This is a genomic window from Lysinibacillus sp. G4S2 (assembly GCF_030348505.1).
Taxonomy (GTDB): Bacteria; Bacillota; Bacilli; order Bacillales_A; family Planococcaceae; genus Lysinibacillus.
In genome coordinates, this window is the sequence record NZ_JAUCFJ010000002.1 from 1,693,098 (window position 1) to 1,719,614 (window position 26,517).

The 26,517-nt window shown below is 38.7% G+C and carries 28 protein-coding genes; 27 read left to right on the forward strand and 1 reads right to left on the reverse strand.

Annotated features, from left to right (window positions below):
- The first annotated feature begins 32 nt into the window (after positions 1–32).
- From ndk to QUF91_RS08700, 22 genes are all read left to right on the forward strand, one after another.
- Complete coding sequence (gene ndk, locus QUF91_RS08595) at positions 33–449, forward strand: nucleoside-diphosphate kinase (protein WP_053482577.1); 417 nt, start codon at positions 33–35, stop codon at positions 447–449.
- Positions 450–915: 466 nt separating this feature from the next.
- On the forward strand, positions 916–2,064 hold the full coding sequence (locus QUF91_RS08600; RefSeq protein ID WP_289417520.1) for a thiolase family protein: 1,149 nt from the start codon (positions 916–918) through the stop codon (positions 2,062–2,064).
- Positions 2,065–2,079: 15 nt separating this feature from the next.
- Positions 2,080–2,847: a 3-hydroxyacyl-CoA dehydrogenase gene (locus QUF91_RS08605; RefSeq protein WP_285394753.1), complete on the forward strand. Its 768-nt coding sequence runs from the start codon at positions 2,080–2,082 to the stop codon at positions 2,845–2,847.
- Between the two features lie 230 nt (positions 2,848–3,077).
- Positions 3,078–4,703 carry a long-chain fatty acid--CoA ligase gene (locus QUF91_RS08610; protein WP_289417521.1) on the forward strand — a complete coding sequence of 542 codons (1,626 nt, stop codon included), beginning with the start codon at positions 3,078–3,080 and terminating at the stop codon, positions 4,701–4,703.
- Between the two features lie 294 nt (positions 4,704–4,997).
- Positions 4,998–5,237, forward strand: a complete 240-nt coding sequence (locus QUF91_RS08615) for a hypothetical protein (RefSeq protein ID WP_289417522.1) — start codon at positions 4,998–5,000, stop codon at positions 5,235–5,237.
- An 84-nt stretch (positions 5,238–5,321) separates the two neighbouring features.
- On the forward strand, positions 5,322–6,092 hold the full coding sequence (locus QUF91_RS08620; protein ID WP_285394750.1) for a CheR family methyltransferase: 771 nt from the start codon (positions 5,322–5,324) through the stop codon (positions 6,090–6,092).
- Between the two features lie 377 nt (positions 6,093–6,469).
- Complete coding sequence (aroC, locus tag QUF91_RS08625; protein WP_285394749.1) at positions 6,470–7,651, forward strand: chorismate synthase; 1,182 nt, start codon at positions 6,470–6,472, stop codon at positions 7,649–7,651.
- 3 nt (positions 7,652–7,654) lie between these two features.
- Positions 7,655–8,746 carry a 3-dehydroquinate synthase gene (aroB, locus tag QUF91_RS08630; RefSeq protein WP_289417523.1) on the forward strand — a complete coding sequence of 364 codons (1,092 nt, stop codon included), beginning with the start codon at positions 7,655–7,657 and terminating at the stop codon, positions 8,744–8,746.
- The gene (gene aroH / locus QUF91_RS08635; protein ID WP_285394747.1) at positions 8,743–9,111 is read left to right on the forward strand and encodes a chorismate mutase; all 369 of its coding nucleotides are present in this window, start codon (positions 8,743–8,745) and stop codon (positions 9,109–9,111) included. Before aroB ends, aroH begins: the two co-directional genes overlap by 4 nt.
- 18 nt (positions 9,112–9,129) lie before the next feature.
- Complete coding sequence (gene hisC / locus QUF91_RS08640) at positions 9,130–10,230, forward strand: histidinol-phosphate transaminase (protein ID WP_289417524.1); 1,101 nt, start codon at positions 9,130–9,132, stop codon at positions 10,228–10,230.
- Positions 10,227–11,324 (forward strand): prephenate dehydrogenase, encoded by a 1,098-nt coding sequence (locus QUF91_RS08645; protein WP_289417525.1) that lies wholly within the window; start codon positions 10,227–10,229, stop codon positions 11,322–11,324. The genes hisC and QUF91_RS08645 overlap by 4 nt, the downstream gene beginning before the upstream one ends.
- 74 nt (positions 11,325–11,398) lie before the next feature.
- Positions 11,399–12,685 carry a 3-phosphoshikimate 1-carboxyvinyltransferase gene (gene aroA / locus QUF91_RS08650; RefSeq protein ID WP_289417526.1) on the forward strand — a complete coding sequence of 429 codons (1,287 nt, stop codon included), beginning with the start codon at positions 11,399–11,401 and terminating at the stop codon, positions 12,683–12,685.
- A 1-nt stretch (position 12,686) separates the two neighbouring features.
- A complete protein-coding gene (locus tag QUF91_RS08655; RefSeq protein ID WP_289417527.1) occupies positions 12,687–12,899 on the forward strand; it encodes a hypothetical protein in 213 nt (70 codons plus the stop codon).
- 85 nt (positions 12,900–12,984) lie between these two features.
- The gene (locus tag QUF91_RS08660; protein ID WP_289417528.1) at positions 12,985–14,253 is read left to right on the forward strand and encodes a tetratricopeptide repeat protein; all 1,269 of its coding nucleotides are present in this window, start codon (positions 12,985–12,987) and stop codon (positions 14,251–14,253) included.
- A gap of 14 nt (positions 14,254–14,267) precedes the next feature.
- Positions 14,268–14,825, forward strand: a complete 558-nt coding sequence (locus tag QUF91_RS08665) for a ReoY family proteolytic degradation factor (protein WP_053593562.1) — start codon at positions 14,268–14,270, stop codon at positions 14,823–14,825.
- Between the two features lie 390 nt (positions 14,826–15,215).
- Positions 15,216–15,665 carry a DUF2487 family protein gene (locus QUF91_RS08670; RefSeq protein ID WP_289417529.1) on the forward strand — a complete coding sequence of 150 codons (450 nt, stop codon included), beginning with the start codon at positions 15,216–15,218 and terminating at the stop codon, positions 15,663–15,665.
- 154 nt (positions 15,666–15,819) lie between these two features.
- On the forward strand, positions 15,820–16,323 hold the full coding sequence (locus tag QUF91_RS08675; protein ID WP_289417530.1) for a Rieske (2Fe-2S) protein: 504 nt from the start codon (positions 15,820–15,822) through the stop codon (positions 16,321–16,323).
- 17 nt (positions 16,324–16,340) lie between these two features.
- Positions 16,341–17,015 (forward strand): menaquinol-cytochrome c reductase cytochrome b subunit, encoded by a 675-nt coding sequence (qcrB, locus tag QUF91_RS08680; protein WP_285398140.1) that lies wholly within the window; start codon positions 16,341–16,343, stop codon positions 17,013–17,015.
- Between the two features lie 42 nt (positions 17,016–17,057).
- Entirely contained in the window at positions 17,058–17,849 is a 792-nt protein-coding gene (locus QUF91_RS08685) for a menaquinol-cytochrome c reductase cytochrome b/c subunit (protein WP_285398139.1), read from the forward strand.
- Positions 17,850–18,106: 257 nt separating this feature from the next.
- Entirely contained in the window at positions 18,107–18,703 is a 597-nt protein-coding gene (gene lhaT / locus QUF91_RS08690; RefSeq protein ID WP_289417531.1) for a lipoprotein heptaprenylglyceryl N-acetyltransferase LhaT, read from the forward strand.
- A 60-nt stretch (positions 18,704–18,763) separates the two neighbouring features.
- Positions 18,764–19,438 (forward strand): zinc metallopeptidase, encoded by a 675-nt coding sequence (locus tag QUF91_RS08695; protein ID WP_289420035.1) that lies wholly within the window; start codon positions 18,764–18,766, stop codon positions 19,436–19,438.
- Positions 19,439–19,766: 328 nt separating this feature from the next.
- Positions 19,767–21,233 carry an IS1182 family transposase gene (locus tag QUF91_RS08700; RefSeq protein ID WP_285398117.1) on the forward strand — a complete coding sequence of 489 codons (1,467 nt, stop codon included), beginning with the start codon at positions 19,767–19,769 and terminating at the stop codon, positions 21,231–21,233.
- Positions 21,234–21,548: 315 nt separating this feature from the next.
- On the opposite strand, the gene QUF91_RS08705 is transcribed toward QUF91_RS08700, so the two are convergent.
- Entirely contained in the window at positions 21,549–22,418 is an 870-nt protein-coding gene (locus QUF91_RS08705) for a YitT family protein (RefSeq protein ID WP_285398137.1), read from the reverse strand.
- A gap of 115 nt (positions 22,419–22,533) precedes the next feature.
- Here QUF91_RS08705 and QUF91_RS08710 point away from each other — a divergent pair, with 115 nt between their 5' ends.
- From QUF91_RS08710 to QUF91_RS08730, 5 genes are read left to right on the forward strand one after another with little or no spacing between them, the layout of a single operon-like run.
- Positions 22,534–22,869 carry a nucleotide pyrophosphohydrolase gene (locus QUF91_RS08710; protein WP_289417532.1) on the forward strand — a complete coding sequence of 112 codons (336 nt, stop codon included), beginning with the start codon at positions 22,534–22,536 and terminating at the stop codon, positions 22,867–22,869.
- Positions 22,869–23,666, forward strand: a complete 798-nt coding sequence (dapB, locus tag QUF91_RS08715; protein WP_289417533.1) for a 4-hydroxy-tetrahydrodipicolinate reductase — start codon at positions 22,869–22,871, stop codon at positions 23,664–23,666. Before QUF91_RS08710 ends, dapB begins: the two co-directional genes overlap by 1 nt.
- Positions 23,667–23,685: 19 nt before the next feature.
- Positions 23,686–24,090 (forward strand): methylglyoxal synthase, encoded by a 405-nt coding sequence (gene mgsA, locus QUF91_RS08720; RefSeq protein WP_289417534.1) that lies wholly within the window; start codon positions 23,686–23,688, stop codon positions 24,088–24,090.
- Between the two features lie 32 nt (positions 24,091–24,122).
- Entirely contained in the window at positions 24,123–25,268 is a 1,146-nt protein-coding gene (bshA, locus tag QUF91_RS08725; protein WP_285398134.1) for an N-acetyl-alpha-D-glucosaminyl L-malate synthase BshA, read from the forward strand.
- Complete coding sequence (locus QUF91_RS08730) at positions 25,255–26,433, forward strand: CCA tRNA nucleotidyltransferase (protein WP_289417535.1); 1,179 nt, start codon at positions 25,255–25,257, stop codon at positions 26,431–26,433. The genes bshA and QUF91_RS08730 overlap by 14 nt, the downstream gene beginning before the upstream one ends.
- The last annotated feature ends 84 nt before the right edge of the window (positions 26,434–26,517 follow it).

A 26,517-nucleotide genomic window follows, 5' to 3' on the forward strand; every position in this document is an offset into this window, starting at 1 on the left:
CCTGTTATACGAATTTAAGGAGTGTTTTAAACATGGCAATCGAACAAACTTTTTTAATGGTTAAGCCTGATGGCGTAGAACGTCAAGTAGTAGGAGATATCGTAGATCGTTTTGAACGTCGCGGTTTTGTATTGAAAGGTGCTAAATTAATGGTAATTCCTACAGAATTAGCAGAAAAGCACTATGCTGAGCATGCTGAGCGTCCATTCTTTGGTGAATTAGTTGATTTCATCACTTCTGGTCCTGTATTCGCTATGGTATGGGAAGGCGAAAACGTAATTAAGCTTGCTCGTACAATGATGGGAGCAACTAAACCTGAAGAATCTAACCCAGGTACAATCCGTGGTGACTATGCAACAACTGTTTCTCACAACATCATTCACGGTTCTGACTCTCTTGCTTCTGCTGAGCGCGAAATTGGCTTATTCTTCGGTGAAGATTTAGTTTAATTTCTTTCAGCAGCAATTATGCCTTGGCGTAATTGATTTTGTAAATACATTAAGCAATCTCAATTCAATTTGAGGTTGCTTTTTTTAGTGCTCTAAAATGGTGTGACGGTTGCTTTATTAAAGCGACGGATAAAAGCCTAGAACTAAAGAATAGACCTATTAAAACAGTGGATAGAATTTTCTAGATACATATAGAATTGTTAAATACTTCTTAGTAATGTAAAATAAAAGATATAATATTCTGATAATTAAAGTTTTTTAACTTCTTTCAGCATATGAATCTGGATGTAAGCTACTTTTCAGCAGATGTCCAAACACCGGCTGAAAGAAGTTAAAGCGCCGATTCCGGACGCAATTATGCCGAGGCATAATTGATTAGCTTAATAATCAAGAATATATTTCATAACATCTAAATACATTGGATGATAGGAAATGAGAGAATTGACAGTGCAAAGGGGTTTTTAAAATGAGAGAAGTGGTGATTGTAGCGGCTGTTCGTACAGCAGTTGGCAGGAGTAAAGGGGCGTTAAGCAATGTTCGTGCTGACGATTTAGCTGCAGATGTATTGCAAGAGGTTGTCCATCGAGCTGGGATTGAAAAGGCACAAGTGGAGGATGTTATTTTTGGCTGTGTGACGCAAACGGCTGAGCAGGGAGCAAATATAGCTCGTACAGCATTGTTAATGGCAGGCTTTCCAGAGACTGTACCAGGCGTGACAATTGATCGACAATGTGGTTCAAGTCAGCAGGCTGTACATTTTGCAGCACAGGCCATTTTAGCAGGCGATATGGATATTGTCATAGCGGGTGGGGTTGAAAGCATGACGAGGGTGCCGATGGGTTCTAACATGAAGGGTGCCCATGAAGGTAAAAGGTTACAAGAAAACTATACAATTATACATCAAGGGTTATCAGCTGAGAAAATAGCGGAAAAATGGAACTTATCAAAGGAACAGCTAAATAACTATGCTTACAATAGTCATAGACGAGCATTAGCTGCTATTGAAGCGAGTCATTTTAAACAGGAAATACTACCTGTCCAAGTTATGCAAGAAGACGGCTCAGTTACAATGTTTTCTGTTGATGAGGGACCTCGAGCTGAAACGACAGTTGATAAATTAAATGGACTAAAAACTGTCTTCCAGGAAGATGGTGTAATAACAGCTGGAAACGCAAGTCAAATGAGTGATGGTGCGTCTGCTGTAGTTGTTATGTCTTTAGAAAAGGCACAGGAGCTTGGCATACGGCCGCTTGCTAAAATTATTACTAGAGTGGTCGTTGGCTCAGATCCAACGTTAATGCTAACGGGTCCAATTGAGGCAACTAGGCAAGCGCTAGAACGCTCAGGTCTTACGATAGAAGAAATTGATACGTATGAAGTGAACGAAGCTTTTGCGCCTGTACCAATTGTCTGGTTGCGTGAGATTGGTGCAGATTCAAATAAATTAAATCCAGATGGTGGAGCAATTGCTTTAGGGCATCCATTAGCAGCGACGGGTACAAAATTGTTAACAACGATGCTGTATCGGATGGAGCGAGAAAATTTACGCTATGGATTACTTGCTATATGTGAAGGTATGGGGATGGCGAATGCCACTATTATTGAAAAAATGTAAAAGGGGTTGTGTTTGATGAAGTGTCATGAAGTGATAGCGGTTGTAACAGGTGGAGCGTCTGGTTTAGGAGAGGCGACTGTTCGAAAAATTGTTGCAGAGGGCGGCAAAGCAGTAATTTTTGATCTTAATGACGAGCGAGGACATGCATTAGTAGAGGAGTTAGGGGAGAATGTCCTATATGCACGTGTTGATGTCACAAAAGAAGCTGATGTAGCGGCAGGGCTTGCGCAAGCTGTAGCAACATTCGGGTCCATTAATGTCACAGTAAATTGTGCAGGAATTGCTGATGCAAGTAAAGTAATTTCAAAGCGTGGTCTACATGCCCTTGATATGTTTGAAAAGGTGATCTCAGTCAATTTAATTGGTACTTTCAATGTTATTCGCCTAGCAGCTGAGAAGATGCAAAATAATGAACCAAACGAGGATGGTCAGCGTGGGGTTATTATTAATACTGCATCTGTAGCGGCGTTTGATGGGCAAATAGGGCAAGCTGCATATAGTGCATCAAAGGGTGGTGTGGCAGCGATGACTTTGCCAATTGCACGAGAGCTAGCTGAAATTGGTGTACGTGTTATGACTATTGCACCAGGGTTAGTAGAAACACCAATGTTTGCATCGTTACCAGAGCCGGCAAGAACAGCACTTGGCACAATGACTCCGTTTCCTAAACGACTTGGGAAACCATCTGAATATGCACTATTGGTCGAAAGCATTATTCAAAATGGTTTATTAAATGGCGAAGTAATCCGTTTAGACGGCGCAATCAGAATGCAACCAAAATAGGGGATAACCAGAAGGTGCTCTACTCAGCTTGCTCAGAGCTTAGTGGATGAATGAACGCTGAAACCCATCTTCTTTAATCTGTTTTTTATTGCTAGAAGTAGAAAGATATTTGCGGATAGCGGACCAAAAGATTAGGTTTATCAGCATATTTTGTTTCGTATGTATTTGTTGGTAGCAGTAGTTAACCTTGGACGATTAAAAAATTTTTAAGAACAAAGGGGAGCGTTTTTATGCATATGATGGATACACCTTTATTATTAACAAGTTTTTTGGATCGAGCAGAACGATTTTTCCATGCGAAAAAAATTTATTCGCGGACAAGCCCTACAACAATTCATGAGATTACCTATAAAGAATATGTAAAACGGACTCGTAAATTAGCAGATGCCCTTACAAAGTTGGGAATGGAGCGAGGTATGAAGGTTGGTACCTTTGCTTGGAATCATCACCGCCATTTAGAAGCATATTTTGCAGTTCCTTGCGCAGGAGCTGTATTGCATATGATTAATATTCGATTATCGCCTGAGCATATTGCTTATGTCATTAATCATGCAGAAGATGAAATATTACTAATTGATGATAATTTAGTTCCACTTATAGCACCGATCGTTTCGCAGCTTAAATCAGTAAAGCATTATATCGTAATGGGAGATGATATCGCGCTAGAAAACATCCCATTACCGAATGCTCTTTCTTATGAGGCATTACTTGCAGAGGCAAATGATGATTTTAAATTTCCAGAGGATCTAGATGAAAATACACCTGCCGGTATGTGCTACACAAGTGCGACTACAGGAATGCCAAAGGGTGTAGTGTATACTCATCGTAGTATTGTCCTTCATAGTATGGTAGCGGGACTATCCGAGGGTGTTGGTATAAGCGAGGCAGATGTTGTACTACCTGTCGTACCAATGTTCCATGCGAATGCGTGGGGGTTTCCGTTTGCTGGTGTATTATTTGGTGCTACACAGGTGCTACCAGGACCAATGTTTACACCACAGTTACTACTGGATTTATTTGAAACATATAAGGTAACACTGACAGCAGGAGTACCTACAATTTGGCTTGGTGTACTACAGGAGCAGCGTAAAAATCCTCGTGATTTATCCTCTTTACGTTTGATTGTATGTGGTGGTTCGGCATCACCGCTTGGTCTAGTTCGAGGCTTTGAGGAGGAGCATAAAATTCCTTATATTACGGGCTTTGGTATGACCGAGACATCGCCACTTGTAAGCCTATCTACGTATTTAACACATATGCAAGATTATACAAACGATGAGAAAATGGATGTTCGTATTACACAGGGGCTAACGGTGCCGCTCATTGAAACACGGGTGGTCAATGAAAATGGGGAAGTACCTTGGGATGGCAAAACAATGGGCGAATTAACAATTAGGGGCCCATGGATTGCTGGAGAATACTACAATGATGAGCGAACTTCAGACGCCTTTAAAGATGGCTGGCTCTACACGGGAGATATTGCGGTAGTGACAGAAGATGGTTATATAAAAATAACAGATCGTACAAAGGATTTAATTAAAAGCGGTGGAGAATGGATTTCTTCAGTGGAGCTTGAAAATGCTTTGATGTCACATCCTAAAGTGTTTGAGGCCGCAGTTATAGCAATCCCGCATGAAAAATGGATTGAACGACCTCTTGCATGTGTTGTACCAAAACCTGAATTTAAGGATTCTATTACGAAATCAGAGCTATTAGATGATTTGCGATCGCAATTCCATAAAACATGGATTCCTGATGATGTTGTGTTTTTAGATGAGGTACCTAAAACCTCTGTAGGAAAATTCATGAAGATAAAATTGCGAGAAGAGCTAAAGGATTACCGAGTTGAGGTTTAATAGATTTAATCTTTGAAGGTGGTGACTAACTGCCTTCATTTTTTACGTAAAAAACTGGATCATTACCATAACGAGAGGTTGATTTCCGTTCCGGCTGGGCGCTTTGAAGTATTGTTTGTAAGAAAAAAGTATATGGGGCGGAGTCAGTCTAAGTCCACATACATGGAAAGTGCCATAAAGTGCATTAGAACCAACCAAATCAACGGAATATTTTAGCTAAATTAATGAAAGAATGAATAGAAAAATGAAACTATTTTTTCCATTTTGCCGTATAATCATTAGTAATGAAAGGAAGTGGACGTATTGGAAATTGCAACGATTGCAATTTTGGGAGGCGTATTAATTGCATTAGCAGGTATTTTTACTGATGCAAACACGAGAAAGCAAAAAATTAAATTAAAGGCTATAGAAAAGGAAGTAGAGCTAGAAAAGCTCAGACTAGAAACATACACGATGGAAACTGAAAAGATGCGCCTAGAATTAGAACATTCAAAAGTTTTACTATTAGAGGAAAAACACAACTCAACTAAGTAACGTAGATTACATGTGAAAGACTATTTCAGGAATGGCACTTTTCCGCTATAATTGAAATACGACGCTAGAGGGGAAGATGACCGTATGTCTGATTATGAACAATTTATAGAAGGTATAAAGCGCAAAACAGGAATAGATTTAGCGTTATATAAAGAAGCGCAAATGAAAAGACGATTAACATCTCTCTATGAGAAGAAAGGTTATCGTAATTTTGTAGACTTTCTAAAGGCACTTGAACAAGATCGTGACTTAATGAATGAGTTTTTAGACCGTATGACGATCAATGTTTCCGAATTTTATCGAAATGGTAAGCGTTGGGAAGTATTGCAGAAAAAAATATTTCCGAAATTACTGCAATCTAATAAGCGTTTAAAAATTTGGAGTGCTGCTTGTTCAACTGGGGAAGAACCTTATTCTTTAGTAATGGTATTATCTCAATTAGTACCATTATCTCAAATCCAAATCATCGCTACTGATTTGGATGAAAACGTCATTCAAAAGGCGAAGTTAGGTTTGTATCCGGAGCGCTCATTAGCAGAAGTGCCGAGTGATATTAAAGCAAAGTATTTTGAACAAGAAGGTTCTTTCTATAGGGTCAAGGATGAGATTAAACGTTGTGTGACTTTTAAGAAGCATAATTTACTTAATGATCACTATGATGCTAATTATGATTTAATTGTCTGCCGTAATGTCATGATTTATTTTACTGAAGAAGCTAAGGATCAGATTTATACGAATTTTAGTAAAGCATTGCGCAAGGATGGGATTTTATTTGTTGGATCAACAGAGCAAATCTTTAATCCATCTCGTTATGAGTATGAAGTAGAGGATACATTCTTCTATAGACGAAAATAGTTAATAATATGAGAAAAGCAATCGTACAGTAGACAACATGAATGTCATGTACATATTTTAAGGCTTCAAATATAGATAATCGTACGCTTTTCGCTTGTTATAAGCAAAAAGCGTATTTTTTATAAGAAGCACTTCATTTCAGTAGTGTAGCGAATATGTTTGTTCAACGAAATTTATACTATCTTTTTTTACATAAATTGTTCAGAATATTCGAATTTGCCGCGAGTGCTAGTAGTTTATGAGTTGCTGGAACAGTTTGAAATTTGCAAATAATTAAAACTGTACTTTAAAGACATTTGCAAAAGGACTGTTTTTTTAGAGAATATATGTTATAGTGAAAAATACATACTTTAGCGAGTTGAAGGGAGAAAGCGTTTATGCGTTACTTAACAGCGGGGGAGTCACATGGACCCCAATTAACAACAATTATTGAGGGCTTACCGTCACTCTTACCAATTACAGCAGAAAAAATTAACCATGATTTAAAACGACGCCAAGGAGGACATGGACGCGGTCGTCGTATGCAAATCGAAACAGATACAGTGGAAATAGTTGCTGGTGTTCGTCACGGACAAACACTTGGTTCTCCTGTAGCACTCGTAGTCACAAATGATGACTGGAAGCACTGGACAAAAATTATGGGAGCAGAGCCATTAGCAGAAGATGTGAATCCTGAAGAGATCAAACGCCAAATTTCACGTCCACGTCCAGGACATGCGGATTTAGTAGGTGGCATGAAATATGGACACCGTGATTTACGCAATGTATTAGAGCGTTCTTCAGCGCGTGAGACAACTGTTCGTGTTGCGGTAGGTTCTGTTGCAAAGGCGCTATTAAATGAATTAGGTATTTCAATTGTGTCACATGTAACAGAAATTGTTGGCATTAAGGCAGATACTTCTTTAGTAGAAGGGAAATCTGCAGATGAAATTCGTGCCATTGTTGAAGCAGATCCTTGCTATTGTGTTGACCCAGAGGCTTCTGCAAAAATGGTAGAGGCGATTGATGAAACGAAAAAAGCGGGTGACTCAATTGGTGGCGTTGTTGAAGTGATCGTTGAAGGAATGCCAGCTGGTGTTGGTTCATATGTTCATTATGATCGAAAACTAGATTCAAAACTTGCAGCTGCAATGCTATCTATCAATGCATTTAAAGGTGTTGAATTTGGAATTGGGTTTGAAATGGCACGTCGTAAAGGCTCTGAAGTACATGATGAAATCATTTGGTCAGAGGAAGAAGGCTACACACGTGCAACAAATCGACTGGGTGGTTTAGAAGGTGGAATGTCTACTGGAATGCCTATTGTCGTACGTGGTGTAATGAAACCAATCCCTACATTATATAAACCGTTACAAAGTGTTGATATTGAAACAAAAGAGCCATTTAAAGCTAGTGTAGAGCGCTCGGATAGCTGTGCAGTACCGGCAGCATCAGTAGTTGCGGAGCACGTTATTGCCTGGGAAATAGCAAATGTAATATTGGAACAATTCCATAGTGATCAATTACCTCAATTAAAAGCTCAAATCGACGAACAGCGTCGTTATACAAAGGGATTCTAATTTATGCGAGTACAAGTAGCGACGAAATCGCATCAATATGAGGTTGTACTTGGGCATAAATTTTTAGCGGAAGCAGTAAAAGCATTTGACAATATGCTACAAAAAGCTGATAAGCTCATTGTTTTTACGGATGCTAATGTATGGGCAGCACAAGGAGATTATTTCAAGGCTAATTTCCCTTATGATTTTGAGGTCTTTGTCTTACCAGGTGGTGAGGCATGTAAAACCTTAGAACAATACAATGCAGCGCAAACATTTTTACTTGAACAAAAATGTTCACGTAAATCATTTGTTTTTGCATTTGGTGGGGGAGCTGTAGGCGATTTAACAGGCTTTGTTGCAGCCACTTATATGCGTGGAGTACCGTTTATTCAAATCCCGACAACGATTTTAGCACACGACTCAGCAGTAGGTGGTAAAACAGCTATTAATCATCCACTAGGAAAGAATATGATTGGTGCGTTTTATCAACCTGAGGGAGTAATATATGATACTGTATTTATCGAAAGCTTACCTGAGCGCGAGGTACGTTCGGGAACAGCGGAAGTGATAAAGCATGCGATGATTTCTAATGCAGTATGGTTAGAGGAATTAATGGCAGAAGAGACAGTTATTCATTTTAGCACTGAAGAGTTAGCAAAGCAGCTTGGAAAAGGTATAGAAGTGAAGGCGCATATTGTTGCAGAGGACGAAACCGAGCAATCCGTGCGAAAATTTTTAAACTTAGGTCATACTTATGGGCATGCAATTGAAGCGGCTGCTGGGTATGGAAAAGTAGCACATGGAGAGGCAGTAATGATTGGACTCGTTTATTGCTTATTATTAAGTGAACGATACGGCGAGTTAGATCGTAATTTCACTACAGCATTTTTGCAATTTGCATTAAAAAATGGCTATCCATTTGAAGCTGTGAAAGAATATTCTTTTGAACAGTTAACAGAGTATCTAATGAAAGATAAAAAAGCGGAGTATGGTATTTTACAATTTGTATTATTAGAAAAAATTGGTAAACCATTTGTGCGACCAATTGATATAGCTGAGTGCAAAGAAGTAGATGCCGAATTCCGACAGCTATTAGCGGAGGTGCTTGTATGATTCGTGGACTTAGAGGAGCAATTACAATTGAATCTGACAAGCCAGAGTTTGTATGGGATGAGACAGCAAGATTAGTACGTGAAGTAGTAGCAGCAAATAATGTGGAGGTAGATGATATTGCTTCTATACTTATATCCACAACACCTGATATTACGTCAGCATTTCCAGCACGTGCCGTACGATTAATGGACGGGTGGCAATATGTACCTGTTATGTGTACACATGAAATGGACGTGCCAAACGCACTGCCACTTTGTATTCGTATATTAATACATGCGAATGTGGAAGTGGCACAAAAAGATGTAAAGCACTTGTATCTTAATGATGCAGTGAAATTAAGACCAGATTTAGCCCAAGCTAAATAATTAGAGGAGATGTTTGAGATGAAATGGAAACAACAATTGGACGGTATGAAAGCATATAAGCCTGGTAAACCAATTGAAGAAGTACAACGTGAATATGGCTTACAAGAAGTCGTAAAATTAGCATCTAATGAAAACCCATTTGGGTGCTCACCTAAGATAACAGCTTATTTACAAAATAATTCAGCAAACCATGCTATCTATCCAGATGGCTATGCACAAAATTTACGTACGGCTGTTGCAAATCATCTAGGTGTCAATGAAACACAGCTTCTTTTTGGTAACGGCTCTGACGATATTATTGCAATTATTACTCGTGCACTGTTGTATCCAGGTGTGAACACAGTAATGGCAGACCCATCATTCTCTCAATACTGGCACAATGCTGAAATTGAAGGTGCAGAGGTACGCAAAGTTCCTTGTATTGAAGGTGCGCATGACTTAGATGCAATGGTAGCAGCCATTGATGATCATACATCAATCGTTTGGGTTTGTAGTCCAAATAATCCAACGGGGGTTGTAATACCTGATGTTGAATTGCGTGCATTTTTAGCTAAGGTACCAAGTGACGTACTAGTAGTATTAGATGAAGCGTATATCGAATACGTAACGCATCCAGGTCACAAAGATACTCTATCATTAATCGACGAGTTTCCAAATGTACTATTATTGCGTACATTCTCAAAAGCATATGGTCTTGCTTCTTTCCGAGTTGGTTATGCAATAGGGCAACCAGAAGTAATTGCTAAGCTAGATCCAGTAAGATCGCCCTTTAATAATACAATTTTAAGTCAAGCAGTTGCGACAATTGCTATAAGTGACCAAGAATTTATAAAAGCTTGCCGTGAAGCAAATGAAAAAGGTAAAAAACAATATGTTGAATTTTGTGAAAAAAATAACTTGAAATACTTCCCTTCTGATACGAACTTTATTTTCTTTAATACGAATGCTGATAGCGATGTTGTTTTCAATGAGCTTATGAAGCGAGGATTTATAATCCGTAGCGGAAATGCGTTAGGATTACCTGGGTTTATCCGTGTGACCATCGGAACTGAGGCTCAAAATGAAGCATTGCTTGGTCACCTTGAAAACGTCCTAAAAGAGCAAGGGGTTTTTGGATGACACGTAAAGTGCTCGTTATTGGGCTAGGTCTAATTGGAGGCTCGATTGCCTTAGCATTACAAAAGGCACCTGAAACAACAATAACAGGCTATGATATGGATGCAAAAACACGTGAACATGCAAAAACGTTAAATATTGTTCATGATATTGTGACAGATCCGAAAACAGTTGCAGCCGACGTGGATGTCATTATTTTTGGAACTCCCGTCAACGCAACACTTGAATGGATGGAACAATTAAAAACATGGCCGTTAAAAAATAAAGTAATCGTAACAGATACAGGTAGTACAAAAAAAATGATTATGCAAAAGGCGGGGGAATTACGTGAGCTAGGCATTACCTTTATTGGTGGGCATCCAATGGCAGGTTCCCATAAAAGTGGTGTATTAGCTGCGAAGGCCCACCTTTTTGAAAATGCGTATTATATGCTAACGCCACTCGCTGGTGAAGAAATTGTAAATATGGCACAGCTGGAAAGTCTATTAAAATTTACACATGCAAAAGTTGTTAGTGTATCTGCTCGTGAGCATGATCATATGACAGCTGTAGTTAGTCATTTTCCACATGTCGTTGCTGCTTCTCTTGTGCATCAGTTGGGCGGAGAAAATGGGGAATATCCGATGACACGTTCACTTGCTGCAGGTGGCTTCCGTGATGTAACGCGCATTGCCTCGTCCAATCCGGTTTTATGGCGAGATATTACATTGCAAAATCGTGATGAGCTTATTGCGCAACTAGAAGGCTGGGAAAATGAAATGACTCGTGTGAAGGAGCTGCTTTTAAATGGTGGTTCAGATGACATTGAAAATTATTTTGCGGTAGCCAAAGAGCTAAGAGATGAATTACCGATTAGTGCAGGAGCGATGTTTACCTCATTTGACTTATATGTTGATGTTCCTGACTATCCAGGGGTTATTTCTGAGGTGACAGGCTTGCTTGCAGACGAAGCGATTAGTATTACCAATTTACGTATCGTAGAGTCACGTGAAGATGTTTTCGGGATTCTTGTTATTAGCTTACAAAGCGAAAGTGACCGTGAACGTGCAGCAGCGTGTATACAAAAGCGTGCAAATTATGAAACATATATTTCATAGGGTAAATGACATAAATGATAAGAAAGCGTCGGAATTACGGCGCTTTCTATCTTCATATTGGAGGGAAGAAAACGATGAGTGAAAAAGTATTACAATATGATAAGCCTTCCTTACAAGGGACTTTAACGATTCCTGGTGATAAATCTGTTTCTCACCGTTCCGTTATGTTTGGAGCTATTGCAACGGGTAAAACGACAGTTGACGGCTTTTTATTAGGTGAGGATTGTTTAAGTACAATTGATTGTTTCCGAAAGCTCGGTGTTAAAATTGAAGTGGAAGGAACAAATGTATCGATCGACAGTCCGGGTATAGATGGGTGGCAAGAACCTACAGAAGTACTATACACAGGAAACTCTGGTACGACGACACGCTTAATGCTAGGGATTTTAGCTGGTTCTAATGGTCACTCAGTAATGACAGGGGATGCGTCTATTGGAAAGCGACCAATGCGCCGTGTGATTGATCCATTACGTCAAATGGGTGCACACATTACTGGAAGGGCAGATGGACAATACACGCCATTAGCCATTCAAGGTACAACATTACGAGCTATAGATTATCATATGCCTGTTGCGAGTGCACAGGTGAAGTCAGCTATTTTACTTGCAGGTTTACGTGCTGAGGGTACTACAATTGTTCGAGAAACTGAAGTATCTCGAGATCATACTGAGAGAATGCTTCGTCAATTTGGAGCAAAGGTTGATGAGGTGGATGGTGTTATTTCAATAAAAGGAGGGCAAACTCTAACGGGGACGCATGTTTCTGTTCCAGGTGATATTTCATCTGCTGCCTTTTTCTTAGTTGCAGGAGCTATCTGTGAAGCTAGTGAAATAATGCTAAAAAATGTCGGAATTAACCCAACACGAGATGGGATCATCGAAGTGCTTCAAAAAATGGGTGCATCTATGACACTTATTCCGGATGAAGATAGTCAATCAGAGCCGACAGCAACAATTACAATTGAAACGTCAGCATTAAAAGGCACTACAATCGAGGGAGATATTATTCCTCGTCTTATCGATGAAATCCCGATCCTTGCTTTATTAGCAACGCAGGCAAATGGAAAAACTATTATTAAGGATGCCGAGGAGTTAAAAGTAAAGGAAACAGACCGGATAACGGCTGTAGTGGATGAATTGAAAAAACTAGGCGCTAATATTGAAGCAACCGAGGATGGAATGATTATTGAAGGACCAACACCATTACGAGGCGCTAGTCTTAAAACCTATGGTGATCATCGTATTGGAATGATGGGCGCTGTTGCAGCACTAATAACAAATGGAGCAGTAATTTTAGATGACGCAGAATGTATAGCGGTTTCTTACCCACCGTTTTTCGAGCATATAGAGGAAGTAAAGTAAAATGAAACGCCAGCAAATGGGTTTCGTCTGTGCGAAAGCGAAGCGACAGCAACAAATGTTTTCTATAGCGAAAGCAAAGCGACAGCAACAATGTTTTCTGTGCGAAAGCGAAGCGACAGCAACAAATGTTTTCTGTGCGAAAGCGAAGCGACAGCAACAAATGTTTTCTGTGCGAAAGCGAAGCGACAGCAACAACAAATGTTTTCTATGCTAAACTCTCCAAGCTATTGGGGAGTTTTTTTACTTGTTTCGATAGAGAATGTTTTGTAGCATAAAGGTATCAATGAAAGAATAGGTGAATGACTGTGAACAATGCGATGACTGAAATGATGCAAGCACTTGAACAAGGGGACTTAGCATTAATTGAACAGCTACTTGAATCATTTTTAATGAAGGAGTTACCCGAGGAAATCTATGCGCTAGCTGAAGTTTTTATGCAGTATGGGTATATGAAGGAAGCAGACCGTGTGCTGGATCATTTACAATTTTTATTCCCAGAAGAGGCACAGTTAAAAATTGATCGTGCAAATGTTTTAATGGAACTTGGCAATGAAGATGAAGCTTTAGATTTTTTATTAGAAATAGAGGAGACTTCTCCAGAATATCCTCAAGCATTATTAGTATTGGCGGATTATTATCAAATGCAAGGATTATTTGAAGTAGCAGAAATGCGCATCAATGAGGCGTTAGCTTTATTACCAGAGGAGCCATTATTACATTTTGCTAAAGCAGAACTCTTATTTGAAACTGGTCGTTTTTTAGAGGCTGCGAGACTATATGAGGAATTGTATGGACAACAAATAGAATTTGCAGGGGTAAGTCTTGTTGAACGACTTGCTGAGGTGTATCGTGCAGGAGCTGCCTATGAAACAGCTTTAGAGTACTATTTTAAGGCACTTGAGGATGAAGTAAAGCCAGATATTTTATTTGGTGCAGCATATTCAGCTTTCCAGTCACAAAAATTTGAAATGGCCATTAAACAATTAGAGGAATTAAAAGAATTAGATCCTGATTATTTTTCTGCCTATTTATTGCTAGCTGAAAGTTATGCCATGATTGAGGACAATAAAAAAGCATATGCTGCCATTATGGAAGGATTAAAGCGTGACGAATACGATAAGGCCCTATACTTATTCGCTGGTAAAATGGCTTTAAAAACTGGTTTGCCAGCTGAGGGCGAGCAGCATCTACGTGAAGCCATTGCGTTAGATCCTGAATACATGGAGGCAGTGTTAGCATTAATCTCTGTGTTGGCACAGCAAGAGCGTTATGAGGATGTAGTAGAATTATTTGAAACGTTACAACAAAATGATTTTGAATGGAGCACATTATACCCATTTGCTGCGGAGGCATATGAAAATTTAGAATTGTACGACCGTGCATACGAATTTTACCATTTGGCATATAATGATTTTAAGGAAGACGCAGCATTTTTAGAAAAATACGTTTATTTCTTATTAGAGGAAGGGAAGCGTTTAGAAGCTAAAGAAGTACTCCGTCAATTAATAACTATTCAGCCAGGTGAACTAGAGTGGCAAGAGAAGTTAGAAACCTTAGAATTTGAGTAAAGGAGGGAGTGGGTATGACTGCTTCTGTATCAGTTGTCGATAAAAAAGCATTTGTTAGATGGTTTTTAAAAAATTATCAATTGAAACGTCGTGAGTGTGTATGGATTTTGAATTACTTATTAAGCAATGATGAGTTATTAAAACGAATTCGATTTGTTGAAGAAGCTCATTATTGCCCTAGAGCAATGGTAATGTCAACTGTTGACTCAACAGGTGTGCCATTTCGTTTTTACAAAGGCAATGTAATGACAGCAGATGCTGAGAAATCTTTCCATGATTTACGCTTACATGAACATGAAGATATGTATATACAACTGAATTTTCCAAATGTACCACCAAGCGCACAATACTTAGCAGTTCTTGAAGAAAACCCTTATATGCCGGAAGCACTGATTGTCAGTGAAAAAGATCGTTTACTGGCAGAAGAGCTGCTTTCCAACAGCTTACTCGTATTCCAAGAAGAAAAATTACTCGCACAGATTGATGAAGCCCTCGACCAGGGAGATGAAGAACGCTTTTATGAATTGTCAAATTTGTTACAAGCTTTGAAGGAAACGGCTAATTTACGTTAGACATAAGTAAAAATTGAATGTCCTTTACCCACCTCAATATGGTAACATAACTAGTGACTGATTGTTTTCACTTTTTATTGGTTATCCTATTAAAGAGTGGGAAAAGGGCATTTTTTTATCTTTATTCAGTAGGTGTATTGAAACCCTAGCGGATGTCACGGATTTTGAAATGAAGGAATATAAGGATGTTAGCCTAAAACCTTCACAACCTGTGAAAACGGCTAACTGATCTGCATCGGTAAAATCGCCACGTCCTGTGGCATTACAGAAATGATCGACATCATGTCGGGTTGAGGCATAATTCAAAATCCGGACGCATTGTTTATCTGCGCTACAGTTACAATTACACCAAGGCGAAATTGATTTATGCAACATGAGGAGGTTTGTTGGATGTATTTTAATGCAAACGATTTGACATCGTTTATGGCACAGAAGGATTTTATTGATACAGCAATTGTTCCACTCGTATCCGTCGATTTAACTTCTGAAAGATTGAAACAGAGTGGTACAGAAGCAGATTTTTTGTTATCACTCACATCATTTATCGAACAACAATTTAAAGGTCGCCTATTATTGATGCCACCATTTTCGTATAGTGTAACTTTAAAAAACGAAGAAATGCCAAAGCAATTAGAGGCGCAATTACATAATGCTGGTTTTAAGCATGTGTTCTTCATTACTTGTGACCATTCTTGGACAAATATTGGAGAGGAAGTAAATGTTATTTGGCTACCAGCGATTCCATTAGAAAGCATGGATAAAGGTGTGAAAAACTCTATTCTCGAAGATCAATTGCGACAAGTGATTCCGATACTTTCGACCAAATGGGCACAGATTTAACAATTTGTTTCAATAAATGTTCACATTCTCCAGCTTTCCACAGAATGCTATATTGACCAAGCTATGGTCTTGATATATCATAGATATGTCCTAGTATTACTATTTGTAAAAGTATGTCCGTTGGACTGACCTTTAAGTTAGAGGGGGGAAAAAAATGAGTAATAATCGAGTTTCACGTCGTCAATTCCTAAGCTATACACTAACTGGTGTAGGTGGATTTATGGCGGCAGGTATGCTGATGCCAATGCTTCGCTTTGCAATTGACCCATTATTACAAAAGCATGATGGTGGGAATTTTATAAAGACAGAGCATAAAATCGCTGATATTACTGACAAACCAATTAAAGTTGACTTAAAATTTGAACAAGTTGACGCATGGTACAAATCAGAAGTAACAAACGTAGCTTGGGTTTACAAAGATGGCGATCAAATCATTGCATTATCTCCTGTTTGTAAGCATTTAGGATGTATGGTGGGCTGGGAGCAAGATTCAGGGCATCCAAATCAATTCTTCTGTCCTTGTCACGCTGGACGTTACGAGAAAAATGGTAAAAACGTACCAGGTACACCGCCTACAGGTCCGTTGGATGAATACGAAGTTAAAGAAGAAGATGGTTACTTATCGCTTGGTCCAACTAAAGCAAATACTCTAGTTTAGTAAGGGGGTACAAAACAGTGCTAAATAAAATTTATGATTGGGTCGATGAACGCTTAGATATTACACCGATTTGGCGTGATATTGCCGACCACGAAGTGCCAGAGCACGTAAACCCTGCACACCATTTTTCAGCATTCGTTTACTGTTTCGGAGGATTAACTTTCTTCATCACAGTTATTCAAATACTATCTGGTATGTTCTTAACAATGTACTATGTACCAGACGTAGTGAATGCATGGAAATCAGTTTATTATTTACAAAACGAAGTAGCATTTGGTGAAATCGTACGCGGTATGCACCACTGGGGAGCTTCATTAGTAATCGTAATGATGTTCTTACATACTCTTCGTGTATTCTTTACAGGTTCTTATAAGAAACCTCGTGAATTAAACTGGATGGTTGGTGTAGGTATTTTTGGTGTAATGATGGGTCTTGGTTTTACAGGATACTTATTACCATGGGATATGAAAGCATTATTCGCTACAAAAGTAGGTATCGAAATTGCTGCATCTGTACCGTTTATCGGTGAGTTTATTAAAATCTTATTAGCGGGTGACTCAACTATTCTTGGAGCTCAAACGTTAACACGATTCTTTGCGATTCATGTATTCTTCTTACCTGCAGTATTGTTTGGGTTACTTGCAGCACACTTTATCATGATTCGTCGTCAAGGAATTTCAGGGCCGTTGTAATAATTCTTGACGGTTCGATGATTTTTTAAAGGAGGGGACATAATGCATCGCGGAAAAGGAATGAAATTTGTTGGTGATTCTCGTATTAAAGCAAATCACAGAATGCCGAACGTTCCAAAGGATTATTCCGAATATCCAGGTAAGACGGAAGCTTTCTGGCCGAACTTCTTACTAAAAGAATGGATGGTTGGTGCTGTATTTTTAATTGCTTATTTGTTATTAACAGTTGCTCATCCATCACCACTTGAAGGACCAGCTGATCCTACAAGAGCATACACGCCATTACCGGACTGGTATTTCTTATTCTTGTATCAATTATTAAAATATTCATTTGCTTCTGGTCCATACCAAGTCATTGGAACCGTTGTAATTCCAGGTCTTGCATTTGGAGCGCTATTATTAATGCCATTTTTAGACAAAGGTCCAGAACGCCGTCCATCTAAACGTCCGTTACCGACAGCGTTTATGTTATTAACTTTGGCTGCTATGTTCTACTTAACTTGGGAGTCAGTTGTTAACCATGACTGGGAAGCTCAAAAAGCTATGGGTGCAATTGTAGAAGAAGTTGAAGTTGATATTGATGAATCACTTCCAGGATTTAAAATTTGGAATGGTGACACTGGTGAACAAGCTAAATCTTGTATCGGCTGTCATGCTGCTGACTTAAAAGGTGGCCCAGCTGCTCCAGCATTAGTTGGTAATAAACTAACAGCTGAAGAAGTTGAAGATATTATCCATAATGGTCGCGGCAAAATGCCACCTGGCGTATTCAAGGGTACAGACGAAGAAGCCAAACAATTAGCTGAATTTATTGCGAGCTTAAAGGCTAAATAATAAGCTTAGTTTAAAAGAGTCAGGAAACTGGCTCTTTTTTTCTACTTCTATAATAATGTGACTGTTACAACATCAAAATGGTTCCCGAAAAATAATGTTTTTTAGAGAAAAATGTCGAAAAAGATGGTCAGATGTACTAGAAATTATCTAGTATACAGTTTTTGGGCATTAATAAAACAATAAAAAAAGACTATTTATACATAATAAAAATAAAAAAAGACATCTTAGTAAAGACGGAAAATAAAGGAGTTTTAATCATGCAAATTACACGTGCAAACATCTGGTATCTCCTTACCCATAAGTCATTCTTAATATTATTATTCATTATCAATCTATTAGGAACTATTTACGGTTATTATTGGTATGGGGGTCAGCTTGCCAACACAGAGCCAATTTTTTATATTTTTGTGCCAGATAGTCCGACAGCCAGTTTATTCTTTTGCTTTGTATTGTTAGCTTGGATTATGGGCAAAAGTTGGCCGCTCATGGAAGTGCTAGCACTTGTTACACTAGTGAAGTATGGGATATGGGCTGATGTCATGAATATTTGGACACTGATTGAAACTGGATCGATCGGTTGGCAGGGATGGATGCTGGTAGGCTCGCATTTTGCGATGGCTGTCCAAGCAATCCTTTATATCGGTAAATATGTTTTTTCATATTGGCATGTTGCCGTGGCAGCGGTATGGACATTGCATAATGATGTGATTGATTATGTATTTGGACAAATGCCAATGTACCGTGATTTGGCAGAGTATACAAGCTATATTGGCTATTTTACTTTTTGGTTATCAATTGTATGCATTTTTCTAGCCATCTTCTCAATTAGGTGGCGCAAATATTTGCCGAATTAAGTAATTGATTATAGAATTATAGTATAGAGATAGAAAGGGGTTAGAAAATTGTCAACAAGCATGTATATTGTTTATTTTGCAATTATTATGCTACTGCCACTTTATGCACAGATAAAAGTGAAGGGCACGTATAATAAGTTTGCAAAAGAACGTACAATGAAGGGACAAACAGGTGCAGAGGTAGCGCGTGCGATTTTAGATGCGAACGGTTTATATGATGTACGAGTTGTTCCAACGCAAGGTGTGTTGTCTGATCATTATAATCCGGCGACAAAAACAGTTGCACTATCGGAAAGTAACTTTTATGAGGCTAGTATTGCAGGTGCTGCAGTTGCTGCCCACGAGGTTGGCCATGCTATCCAGCATAAAGAAGCTTATTCAATGCTGACATTACGTAGCAAGCTAGTTCCAGTCGCAAATATTTCATCAAATATGTCATGGTTATTTGTAATGATTGGTATTTTTGCAAGTAGTTCGAATATGTTACTTCTAGGTATCATATTATTAGCAGCAGGTGTGCTTTTCCAATTAGTAACGTTACCAGTAGAATTTGATGCTTCAAAACGTGCGTTAGTGCAAATGAATTCATTGGGAATTATTACAAATGAAGAAGAGCGTCCAGCACGAAAAGTGTTAAGTGCTGCAGCATTAACATATGTTGCCGCAGCAGCAGTAGCAGTATTAGAATTATTACGTTTAGTATTAATCTTTACAAATATGCGCAATGACGACTAATAAAAAACTTGTTGTAGTGGTATGTCACTATAGCAAGTTTTTTAACTTCTTTCAGCGGGAGACCGTTAAACTATGGTTTTACAATAGGTGTGTTGATTAACTATCATTATCATTCGAAGAGGCTGATTTCCGCTACGGGCTACTCGCTTTCCTGCGGGCGAGCGCCGAGCCGCTTCCTCCGCTTCGCTTCGTGCAGGGTCTCGTCTGTCTCGCTTTCGAGGGCACTGAAAAAGTGGTTAGATAAAGGAAGTAGCGAATTTTTTCTCTACTTCCTTTTCTTTTTCATCTATAATTATTAGTATACTGTTCATTTTAGGTGGTGCTTTTTATGCTTTCCAAACAAGAAACGCTTGCTCTTAGTCCTCATATGGCAATCTATGATTTAGTTGTGCCAAAAGATAATATGCTTCGTCAAATGAAGGAATTAATTGATTTTACTTTTGTTTTAGAGGAATTAGAGACTAAATATTGTCTAGATAATGGTCGTTACGCTATTTCACCTATTCGTATGTTCAAATATTTATTACTTAAGGCAATTTATGATATTTCTGATGTTGATGTAGTAGAACGTTCTAAATATGATATGTCCTTTAAATATTTTTTAGATATGGCACCAGAAGAAGGTGTTATTGAGGCAAGTTCTTTAACAAAATTCCGTCGATTACGTTTACAAGATGTCCAATTGTTAGATTTACTCATTCACAAAACCGTAGAACTAGCTATTGCACAGGGTGTTTTAAAAAGTAAAACATTGATTGTAGACGCAACACATACGAAGGCACGCTACCAACAGAAGTCCCCGAAAGAGTTTTTACAAGAGAAATCAAAACAGGTACGAAAAGCCGTGTATCAATTCGATGAAACAATGAAATCAAAATTTCCCACTAAACCGACTTCTCAAGATATCCAAAAAGAAGTGGACTATTGTCACCAAGTCATTCAAATAATAGAAGAAAATAAGGCTATTGCTCAAATACCAAGTGTACAAGAAAAAGTAAATGTCCTCAAAGAAGTTATTGAAGATTATGAGCTTAAAATAAATTACTCAGCTGATCCTGATGCACGTGTCGGTTATAAATCTAAAGAGAATCCTTTCTTTGGTTATAAAACACATTTGGCAATGAGTGATGAAAGACTTATAACAGCAGTAGTTGTAACAACAGGTGAAAAAAGTGACGGGAATTATTTACAAGAGCTAGTAGAGAAGAGTGAGCAAGCAGGCATAGAAGTGAACACCATTCTTGGAGATACAGCGTATTCTGGTAAAGAGAATTTATTATACACAAAAAAGAAAGAGATTCAACTCATTTCAAGGCTACATCCTGTTATTACGAACGGTCAACGGAAGCAAGAAAGTAAGTTTGAGTTTAATAAAGATGCCGATTTATATGTGTGCCCTGCTGGACATTTAGCAAAGAGTAAAAGTATTAAAAAGCGTAAGAATTCCACGCAAAATACACAATTAAAATATTTCTTTGATATAGAAAAATGTAAAGTTTGTCCTTTAAAAGAAGGGTGTTATAAAGAAGGAGCGAAAACAAAAAGTTATTCAGTTTCTCTTCTGTCAAATGAACACATAGAACAAGAAGTGTTTCAGGAAACGGAATCCTTTAAACAATTGGCAAAAGAACGCTATAAAATCGAAGCAAAGAATAGTGAAATAAAAAACAGACACGGGTATAATCAAGCAAACGCCACGGGTCTATTTGGTATGCAAATACAAGCAGCCGCAACGCTATTTGTCGTGAATATGAAGAGAATTTTAAAACTAATGAACGAAAAAAGCAAAGAATAATGAAAGAAATCGGACGACCCCTTCCTAAAAAAGGATGAAATGGCGCCCGATATTTTTTTTGAGTTAAAAAATTTTAATTTTGATGAGTTTTTCAGTGCCCTCCTCGCTTTCCCGCGGGAGTCGAGTAGCCCTACGCTCCAATCAGTTAAAATGGAAATTCTTTAGCATTATAGCAACAAAAAAATCCTTTTATCGCTCAATAATAAACCTATTTTTTCCTTAATCAACACGCCTGGTTTTACAATTTATTATGTAAAAAAGCCTACCTCCAACGAAAAAAAGTTTTATTCGAGGAAAGCAGGCAGATGAGTAAATTTAATGGAGCGGTTGTTTTTGGTCGTCAAGCGTGAAGCCTTCTCCTGCAACATCTCGTACTTCTATGATAGATACGAAAGCGTGTGGATCAATCTCATGAACAATAGATTTTAAGCGCACAACCTCATTGTGACCAATGACACAATAAATAACTTCTTTTTGTTGCTTTGTGAAATGGCCATGACCTTCTAGTATAGTGATACCACGTTCCATTCGTAATGCAATCATCTCAGCAATGGTGCTAGATTTTTCGGATACAATAAGTGCTCCACGTGCTGCATATGCTCCTTCTTGAACAAAATCAATGACGCGCGCGCCCACAAATACCGCAACGAGGGTATACATCATAGAGCGTGCATCTAAAAACGTTAGCCATGATAAGATAATGACGATAGCGTCAAAGCTGAACATCGTTTTACCCATACTCCAGCCAAAATATTTATGCCCAAGGCGTGCCAAAATATCTACACCGCCAGTTGTACCACCGAAGCGAAAAACGATACCGAGCCCAAGTCCAACAAAAACCCCAGCAAAAAGAGCAACGAGTAACATATCGTCCTCTAAATGAATAGTAAATTGATATTTTTGGAAAACTTTAAGGAAAACTGAAACAGATAAAGTTCCAACAAGCGTATAAATAAATGATTTTTTCCCAAGTAAACGATAACCAATAATAAACATTGGAATATTCAATAATAAATTCAGTAATGCAGGGTCCCAGCCTAGTGTAAAATAGAGTATGAGTGTAATCCCACTTAAGCCACCTTCACCAAGCTGATTTTGCATGTTGAAGTGGACAAATCCGAAGCTAAAAATGGCCGCTCCGAGCATTATTGCGATGATATTACGGATTTTGATCTGTTTTAGCATATGACCTCCTGAGGTTCCAAACAAATGAAGTAGTGCTATCTATTATCTGACATTTTATTGTTTTTGACAACAATGGTGTAAATTTTATACGATGGTATGTAGGAGTGTGATTTTGATGACTGAACAAGTGACAATGCAAGCTTTACAGCAGCGTGTTGATGATTATATTGGACAATTTAAGGAAGGCTATTTCCCGCCATTTGAGTTACTGGCACGTTTAACTGAAGAGCTTGGTGAATTATCTCGCGAAGTGCAGGATGTTTACGGACAAAAGAAGAAAAAGAGCACAGAGGAAGCGAATAGCATTGAAGAAGAATTAGGTGACTTTTTCTTTGTTTTAGTCTGCTTTGCAAATGCACAGGGCATTAAATTAGATGAAGCACTTTTACGTGTCATACATAAATTTGAAACAAGGGATCAAGGTCGTTGGACTAGAAAGGATGAAGAATAATGTCGATTCGTGTAGCAATAGCAGGACCTAGAGGTAAGATGGGAGCTGAAGCTGTACATACTGTCATGAAACATGACAAAATGGAGTTAGTAGCTGTATTAGATTATAAGGAAGTAGGAAAAACACTAGCTGATTTAGAAATGTTTCCAGCAAGTTATACAGTACCGATTTTTACAGATATGCATGACCTTGTAGAGGCAACCGCACCAGACGTATTAGTAGATTTAACAAGCCCGCATGCAGTTTACAAACATACTAAAGAGGCCTTGAATTTAAATGTACGACCTGTAATTGGTACAACAGGCTTCACAGATGCACAACTTAAGGAGTTATCAACAATTGCTAAAGAAAAAGAGCTGGGCTGCATTATTGCACCAAACTTTGCAATTGGGGCAATTCTAATGATGAAATTTGCCAAGGAAGCAGCAAAATATTTACCTGATGTTGAAATTATTGAAATGCACCACGATCAAAAATTAGATGCGCCATCAGGAACAGCTGTTAAAACGGCACAATTGATTCAAGAAGTGCGAGCAACCAAATTGCAAGGACATCCAGAGGAAAAAGAAACTATTGAGGGTGCAAGAGGGGCAGAATTTGATGGCATGCGCATTCACTCTGTTCGCTTACCTGGTTTAGTGGCACACCAGCAAGTGTTATTTGGTGGCGATGGGCAGCTATTAACAATTCGTCATGATTCATTAAATCGTAATTCATTTATGTCCGGAGTAGCTTTCTGCGTAGAAGAGGTCATGAAAATGGATCAACTAGTATATGGTTTAGAAAACATCATCTAAAGATTGGGATGAAAGCTTTATGAAAATCGCATTAATTGCACATGATCGCAAAAAAGATAATTTAGTACAGTTTGCTATTGCTTACCAAGATATATTAAATGAGCATACGCTGTTTGCTACAGGCACAACTGGACAGCGCGTTATTGAAGCTACAGGCTTAGAGGTAACACGTTTTCGCTCAGGTCCACTTGGTGGCGACCAACAAATTGGCGCAATGATTGCCAATAATGATATGGACATGGTCATTTTTTTCCGTGATCCTTTAACAGCACAACCACATGAGCCAGATGTTTCTGCACTTATTCGTCTTTGTGATGTATACCAAGTGCCTCTGGCCACAAATATGGGAACTGCAGAAATATTACTAAAAGGCCTACAAGAAGGCTTTGTGGATTGGAGACTGATTCAAGAAAGACGAGATTAAAAAAGACGTGATTTAGAAAGGATGATAATCGAATGAGAAAGCTAAAAATCGGCATTACCTGTTATCCAACAGTTGGAGGCTCTGGTGTTATCGCAACAGAATTAGGAAAAATGCTTGCAGAGAGAGGACACGAAATTCATTTCATCACCTCAAGCGTACCATTTCGATTGAATAAAATTTATCCAACCGTCTTTTTCCATGAAGTAGAAGTTAATAACTATTCAGTATTTCAGTATTCGCCATATGATATAGCATTAGCGAGTAAAATGGCGGACGTGATTAAAGATGAAGAATTAGATGTGCTACATGTACATTATGCAATACCACATGCTGTTTGTGCTGTTTTAGCACGAGAAATGAGTGGTCGTGACATTGGGATTGTTACAACGCTACATGGTACAGATATTTCGGTGCTTGGGCAGGATTCTACCCTTTCACAGGCAATTAAGTATGGCATTAACAAATCTGATATCGTTACGACAGTATCTGAGGCATTAAAGCAACAAACTTACGAGCTTATTGATACAGTAAAGCCAATTACTACAATTTACAACTTTGTTGATGAACGTGAATACTTCCCACGCAATCCAGGGAACTTGAAGGAACAGTTTGGAATTCAAGAAGATGAAAAAGTTATTATTCACGTATCGAACTTCCGTAAAATTAAGAATCTTCCGCATATTATCGACGCCTTTATGAAGATTCGTGCAAACATGAAGGCAAAGTTATTGCTTGTAGGTGACGGTCCTGAAAAGCATCGTGTGATGGACCAAGTAAAGGAAAGTCCTTATATGAAAGATGTTCTATTTTTGGGCAAACAAGAAAACTTAGCTGAATTGTATGCCATAAGTGACCTTAAATTATTGCTATCACAGCAGGAATCATTTGGGTTAGTTTTACTTGAAGCAATGGCTTGTGGCGTACCTTGTATTGGATCGGCTGTAGGCGGTATTCCTGAAGTCATTGAGCATGATGTAGATGGCTATATAGTGGAATTAGGAGATACGGATGCAGTGGCAGAATATGCAGTGAATCTATTGAATGATGAAGAGAAATTACAACGTTTCCGAGAAGCAGCTATTCGTGCTGTTGATGAAAAATTCCACTCAGCTAAAATTGTAGAGCAATATGAAAAATTGTACGAAAAGGTTGCTGAAAGAAATCATGCAAAACAATAAAGAATGGCAAGCAGCCTATTCAGTTATTGAACAACTTGAAAACGTAGGCTTTGAAGCAGTGGTCGTTGGTGGTGCGGTCCGAGATGCAATACTCGGTCGTCCCGCCCATGATGTAGATGTTGCAACAATTGCTATGCCAGAAGAAGTAAAGTCTGTTTTTAATAACACGGTTGATGTAGGGATTCAGCATGGGACGGTACTTGTTATCGTGCCAGCTGGACCTGTCGAAGTCACGACATATCGCACAGATGGTGAATATACGGATCACCGTAGACCAGAGGAAGTGCAATTTGTACGTTCGCTGAAAGAAGATTTAAAGCGCCGAGATTTTACGATGAACGCCATAGCAATGCGCCGTGATGGCTCTTTTGTTGATTTTTACGGAGGATGCCAAGATATTGAGGCTGGACTAATTCGAGCTGTTGGTGACGCGCAGAAACGCTTTTCAGAAGATGCATTAAGAATGCTGAGAGCCGTACGTTTTTCAGCGCAGCTCGGTTTCGTGATTGAATCAGAAACCTTGAAAGCAATGAAGGACAAGGCTGATACTATTTCTTGGATTGCGAAAGAGCGCATAAAGGCAGAGCTTGATAAGCTATGGATAGGGAAAGATGTTTTTAATGGCATTCAAAAGCTAGAGGAAAGTGGCTTAGGAGCACATTTGAATGGTAATTTTCAAGCTAATCACTGGAGTGAGTTTAATGCTCAAGACAAGCTATTAGGTTGGGCATATTTTGCATTGTTACAGGGTGAGCATTGGCGAGAGGTGCTTGGCAGCTATCGTTTATCGAATAAGGAGATGGCGTTTGTAAAAGCTGTGTTAGCAGCTCTAGAAGCTTTAAAGAATGGCTGGACGAATATGGATTATTTTTCGCATACACAACAGGAACTCGAAGCAGCTTGTTATTTTGCGGAGCTTAGACAGTTAAACGTTCAAATGCCACAGCAAAGCATTGAGGAAATACAGACAAAGCTTCCCATTAAACATAAGCAGGAGCTAATTGTAAACGGTTCGGACTTGTTAAAATGGTCTGGAAAAAAAGGTGGACCATGGGTAAAAGAAGCGTTGCAGGCGATGCTAGAAGCGGTTGTGAATGATGAGCTTGAAAATGGCCGACAGGAAATAAAGGATTGGATAGAACACGATTATTTCACCAAAGAATGAAAATACGTTTCTGTAATAAAAGGAGCCGTCTCAAAAACGAGAGATGGCTCCTTTTTAATTTAGTATATGGACGAAGCCAAGAGT

What these genes read in the sequence shown, in the direction of transcription:
- ndk (WP_053482577.1), top strand. Translation starts at nt 33, where the DNA reads ATGGCAATCGAACAAACTTTTTTAATGGTTAAGCCTGATGGCGTAGAA.
- QUF91_RS08600 (WP_289417520.1), top strand. Translation starts at nt 916, where the DNA reads ATGAGAGAAGTGGTGATTGTAGCGGCTGTTCGTACAGCAGTTGGCAGG.
- QUF91_RS08605 (WP_285394753.1), top strand. Translation starts at nt 2,080, where the DNA reads ATGAAGTGTCATGAAGTGATAGCGGTTGTAACAGGTGGAGCGTCTGGT.
- QUF91_RS08610 (WP_289417521.1), top strand. Translation starts at nt 3,078, where the DNA reads ATGCATATGATGGATACACCTTTATTATTAACAAGTTTTTTGGATCGA.
- QUF91_RS08620 (WP_285394750.1), top strand. Translation starts at nt 5,322, where the DNA reads ATGTCTGATTATGAACAATTTATAGAAGGTATAAAGCGCAAAACAGGA.
- aroC (WP_285394749.1), top strand. Translation starts at nt 6,470, where the DNA reads ATGCGTTACTTAACAGCGGGGGAGTCACATGGACCCCAATTAACAACA.
- aroB (WP_289417523.1), top strand. Translation starts at nt 7,655, where the DNA reads ATGCGAGTACAAGTAGCGACGAAATCGCATCAATATGAGGTTGTACTT.
- aroH (WP_285394747.1), top strand. Translation starts at nt 8,743, where the DNA reads ATGATTCGTGGACTTAGAGGAGCAATTACAATTGAATCTGACAAGCCA.
- hisC (WP_289417524.1), top strand. Translation starts at nt 9,130, where the DNA reads ATGAAATGGAAACAACAATTGGACGGTATGAAAGCATATAAGCCTGGT.
- QUF91_RS08645 (WP_289417525.1), top strand. Translation starts at nt 10,227, where the DNA reads ATGACACGTAAAGTGCTCGTTATTGGGCTAGGTCTAATTGGAGGCTCG.
- aroA (WP_289417526.1), top strand. Translation starts at nt 11,399, where the DNA reads ATGAGTGAAAAAGTATTACAATATGATAAGCCTTCCTTACAAGGGACT.
- QUF91_RS08655 (WP_289417527.1), top strand. Translation starts at nt 12,687, where the DNA reads ATGAAACGCCAGCAAATGGGTTTCGTCTGTGCGAAAGCGAAGCGACAG.
- QUF91_RS08660 (WP_289417528.1), top strand. Translation starts at nt 12,985, where the DNA reads ATGACTGTGAACAATGCGATGACTGAAATGATGCAAGCACTTGAACAA.
- QUF91_RS08665 (WP_053593562.1), top strand. Translation starts at nt 14,268, where the DNA reads ATGACTGCTTCTGTATCAGTTGTCGATAAAAAAGCATTTGTTAGATGG.
- QUF91_RS08670 (WP_289417529.1), top strand. Translation starts at nt 15,216, where the DNA reads ATGTATTTTAATGCAAACGATTTGACATCGTTTATGGCACAGAAGGAT.
- QUF91_RS08675 (WP_289417530.1), top strand. Translation starts at nt 15,820, where the DNA reads ATGAGTAATAATCGAGTTTCACGTCGTCAATTCCTAAGCTATACACTA.
- QUF91_RS08685 (WP_285398139.1), top strand. Translation starts at nt 17,058, where the DNA reads ATGCATCGCGGAAAAGGAATGAAATTTGTTGGTGATTCTCGTATTAAA.
- lhaT (WP_289417531.1), top strand. Translation starts at nt 18,107, where the DNA reads ATGCAAATTACACGTGCAAACATCTGGTATCTCCTTACCCATAAGTCA.
- QUF91_RS08695 (WP_289420035.1), top strand. Translation starts at nt 18,764, where the DNA reads ATGTATATTGTTTATTTTGCAATTATTATGCTACTGCCACTTTATGCA.
- QUF91_RS08700 (WP_285398117.1), top strand. Translation starts at nt 19,767, where the DNA reads ATGCTTTCCAAACAAGAAACGCTTGCTCTTAGTCCTCATATGGCAATC.
- QUF91_RS08705 (WP_285398137.1), bottom strand. Translation starts at nt 22,418, where the DNA reads ATGCTAAAACAGATCAAAATCCGTAATATCATCGCAATAATGCTCGGA.
- QUF91_RS08710 (WP_289417532.1), top strand. Translation starts at nt 22,534, where the DNA reads ATGACTGAACAAGTGACAATGCAAGCTTTACAGCAGCGTGTTGATGAT.
- dapB (WP_289417533.1), top strand. Translation starts at nt 22,869, where the DNA reads ATGTCGATTCGTGTAGCAATAGCAGGACCTAGAGGTAAGATGGGAGCT.
- mgsA (WP_289417534.1), top strand. Translation starts at nt 23,686, where the DNA reads ATGAAAATCGCATTAATTGCACATGATCGCAAAAAAGATAATTTAGTA.
- bshA (WP_285398134.1), top strand. Translation starts at nt 24,123, where the DNA reads ATGAGAAAGCTAAAAATCGGCATTACCTGTTATCCAACAGTTGGAGGC.
- QUF91_RS08730 (WP_289417535.1), top strand. Translation starts at nt 25,255, where the DNA reads ATGCAAAACAATAAAGAATGGCAAGCAGCCTATTCAGTTATTGAACAA.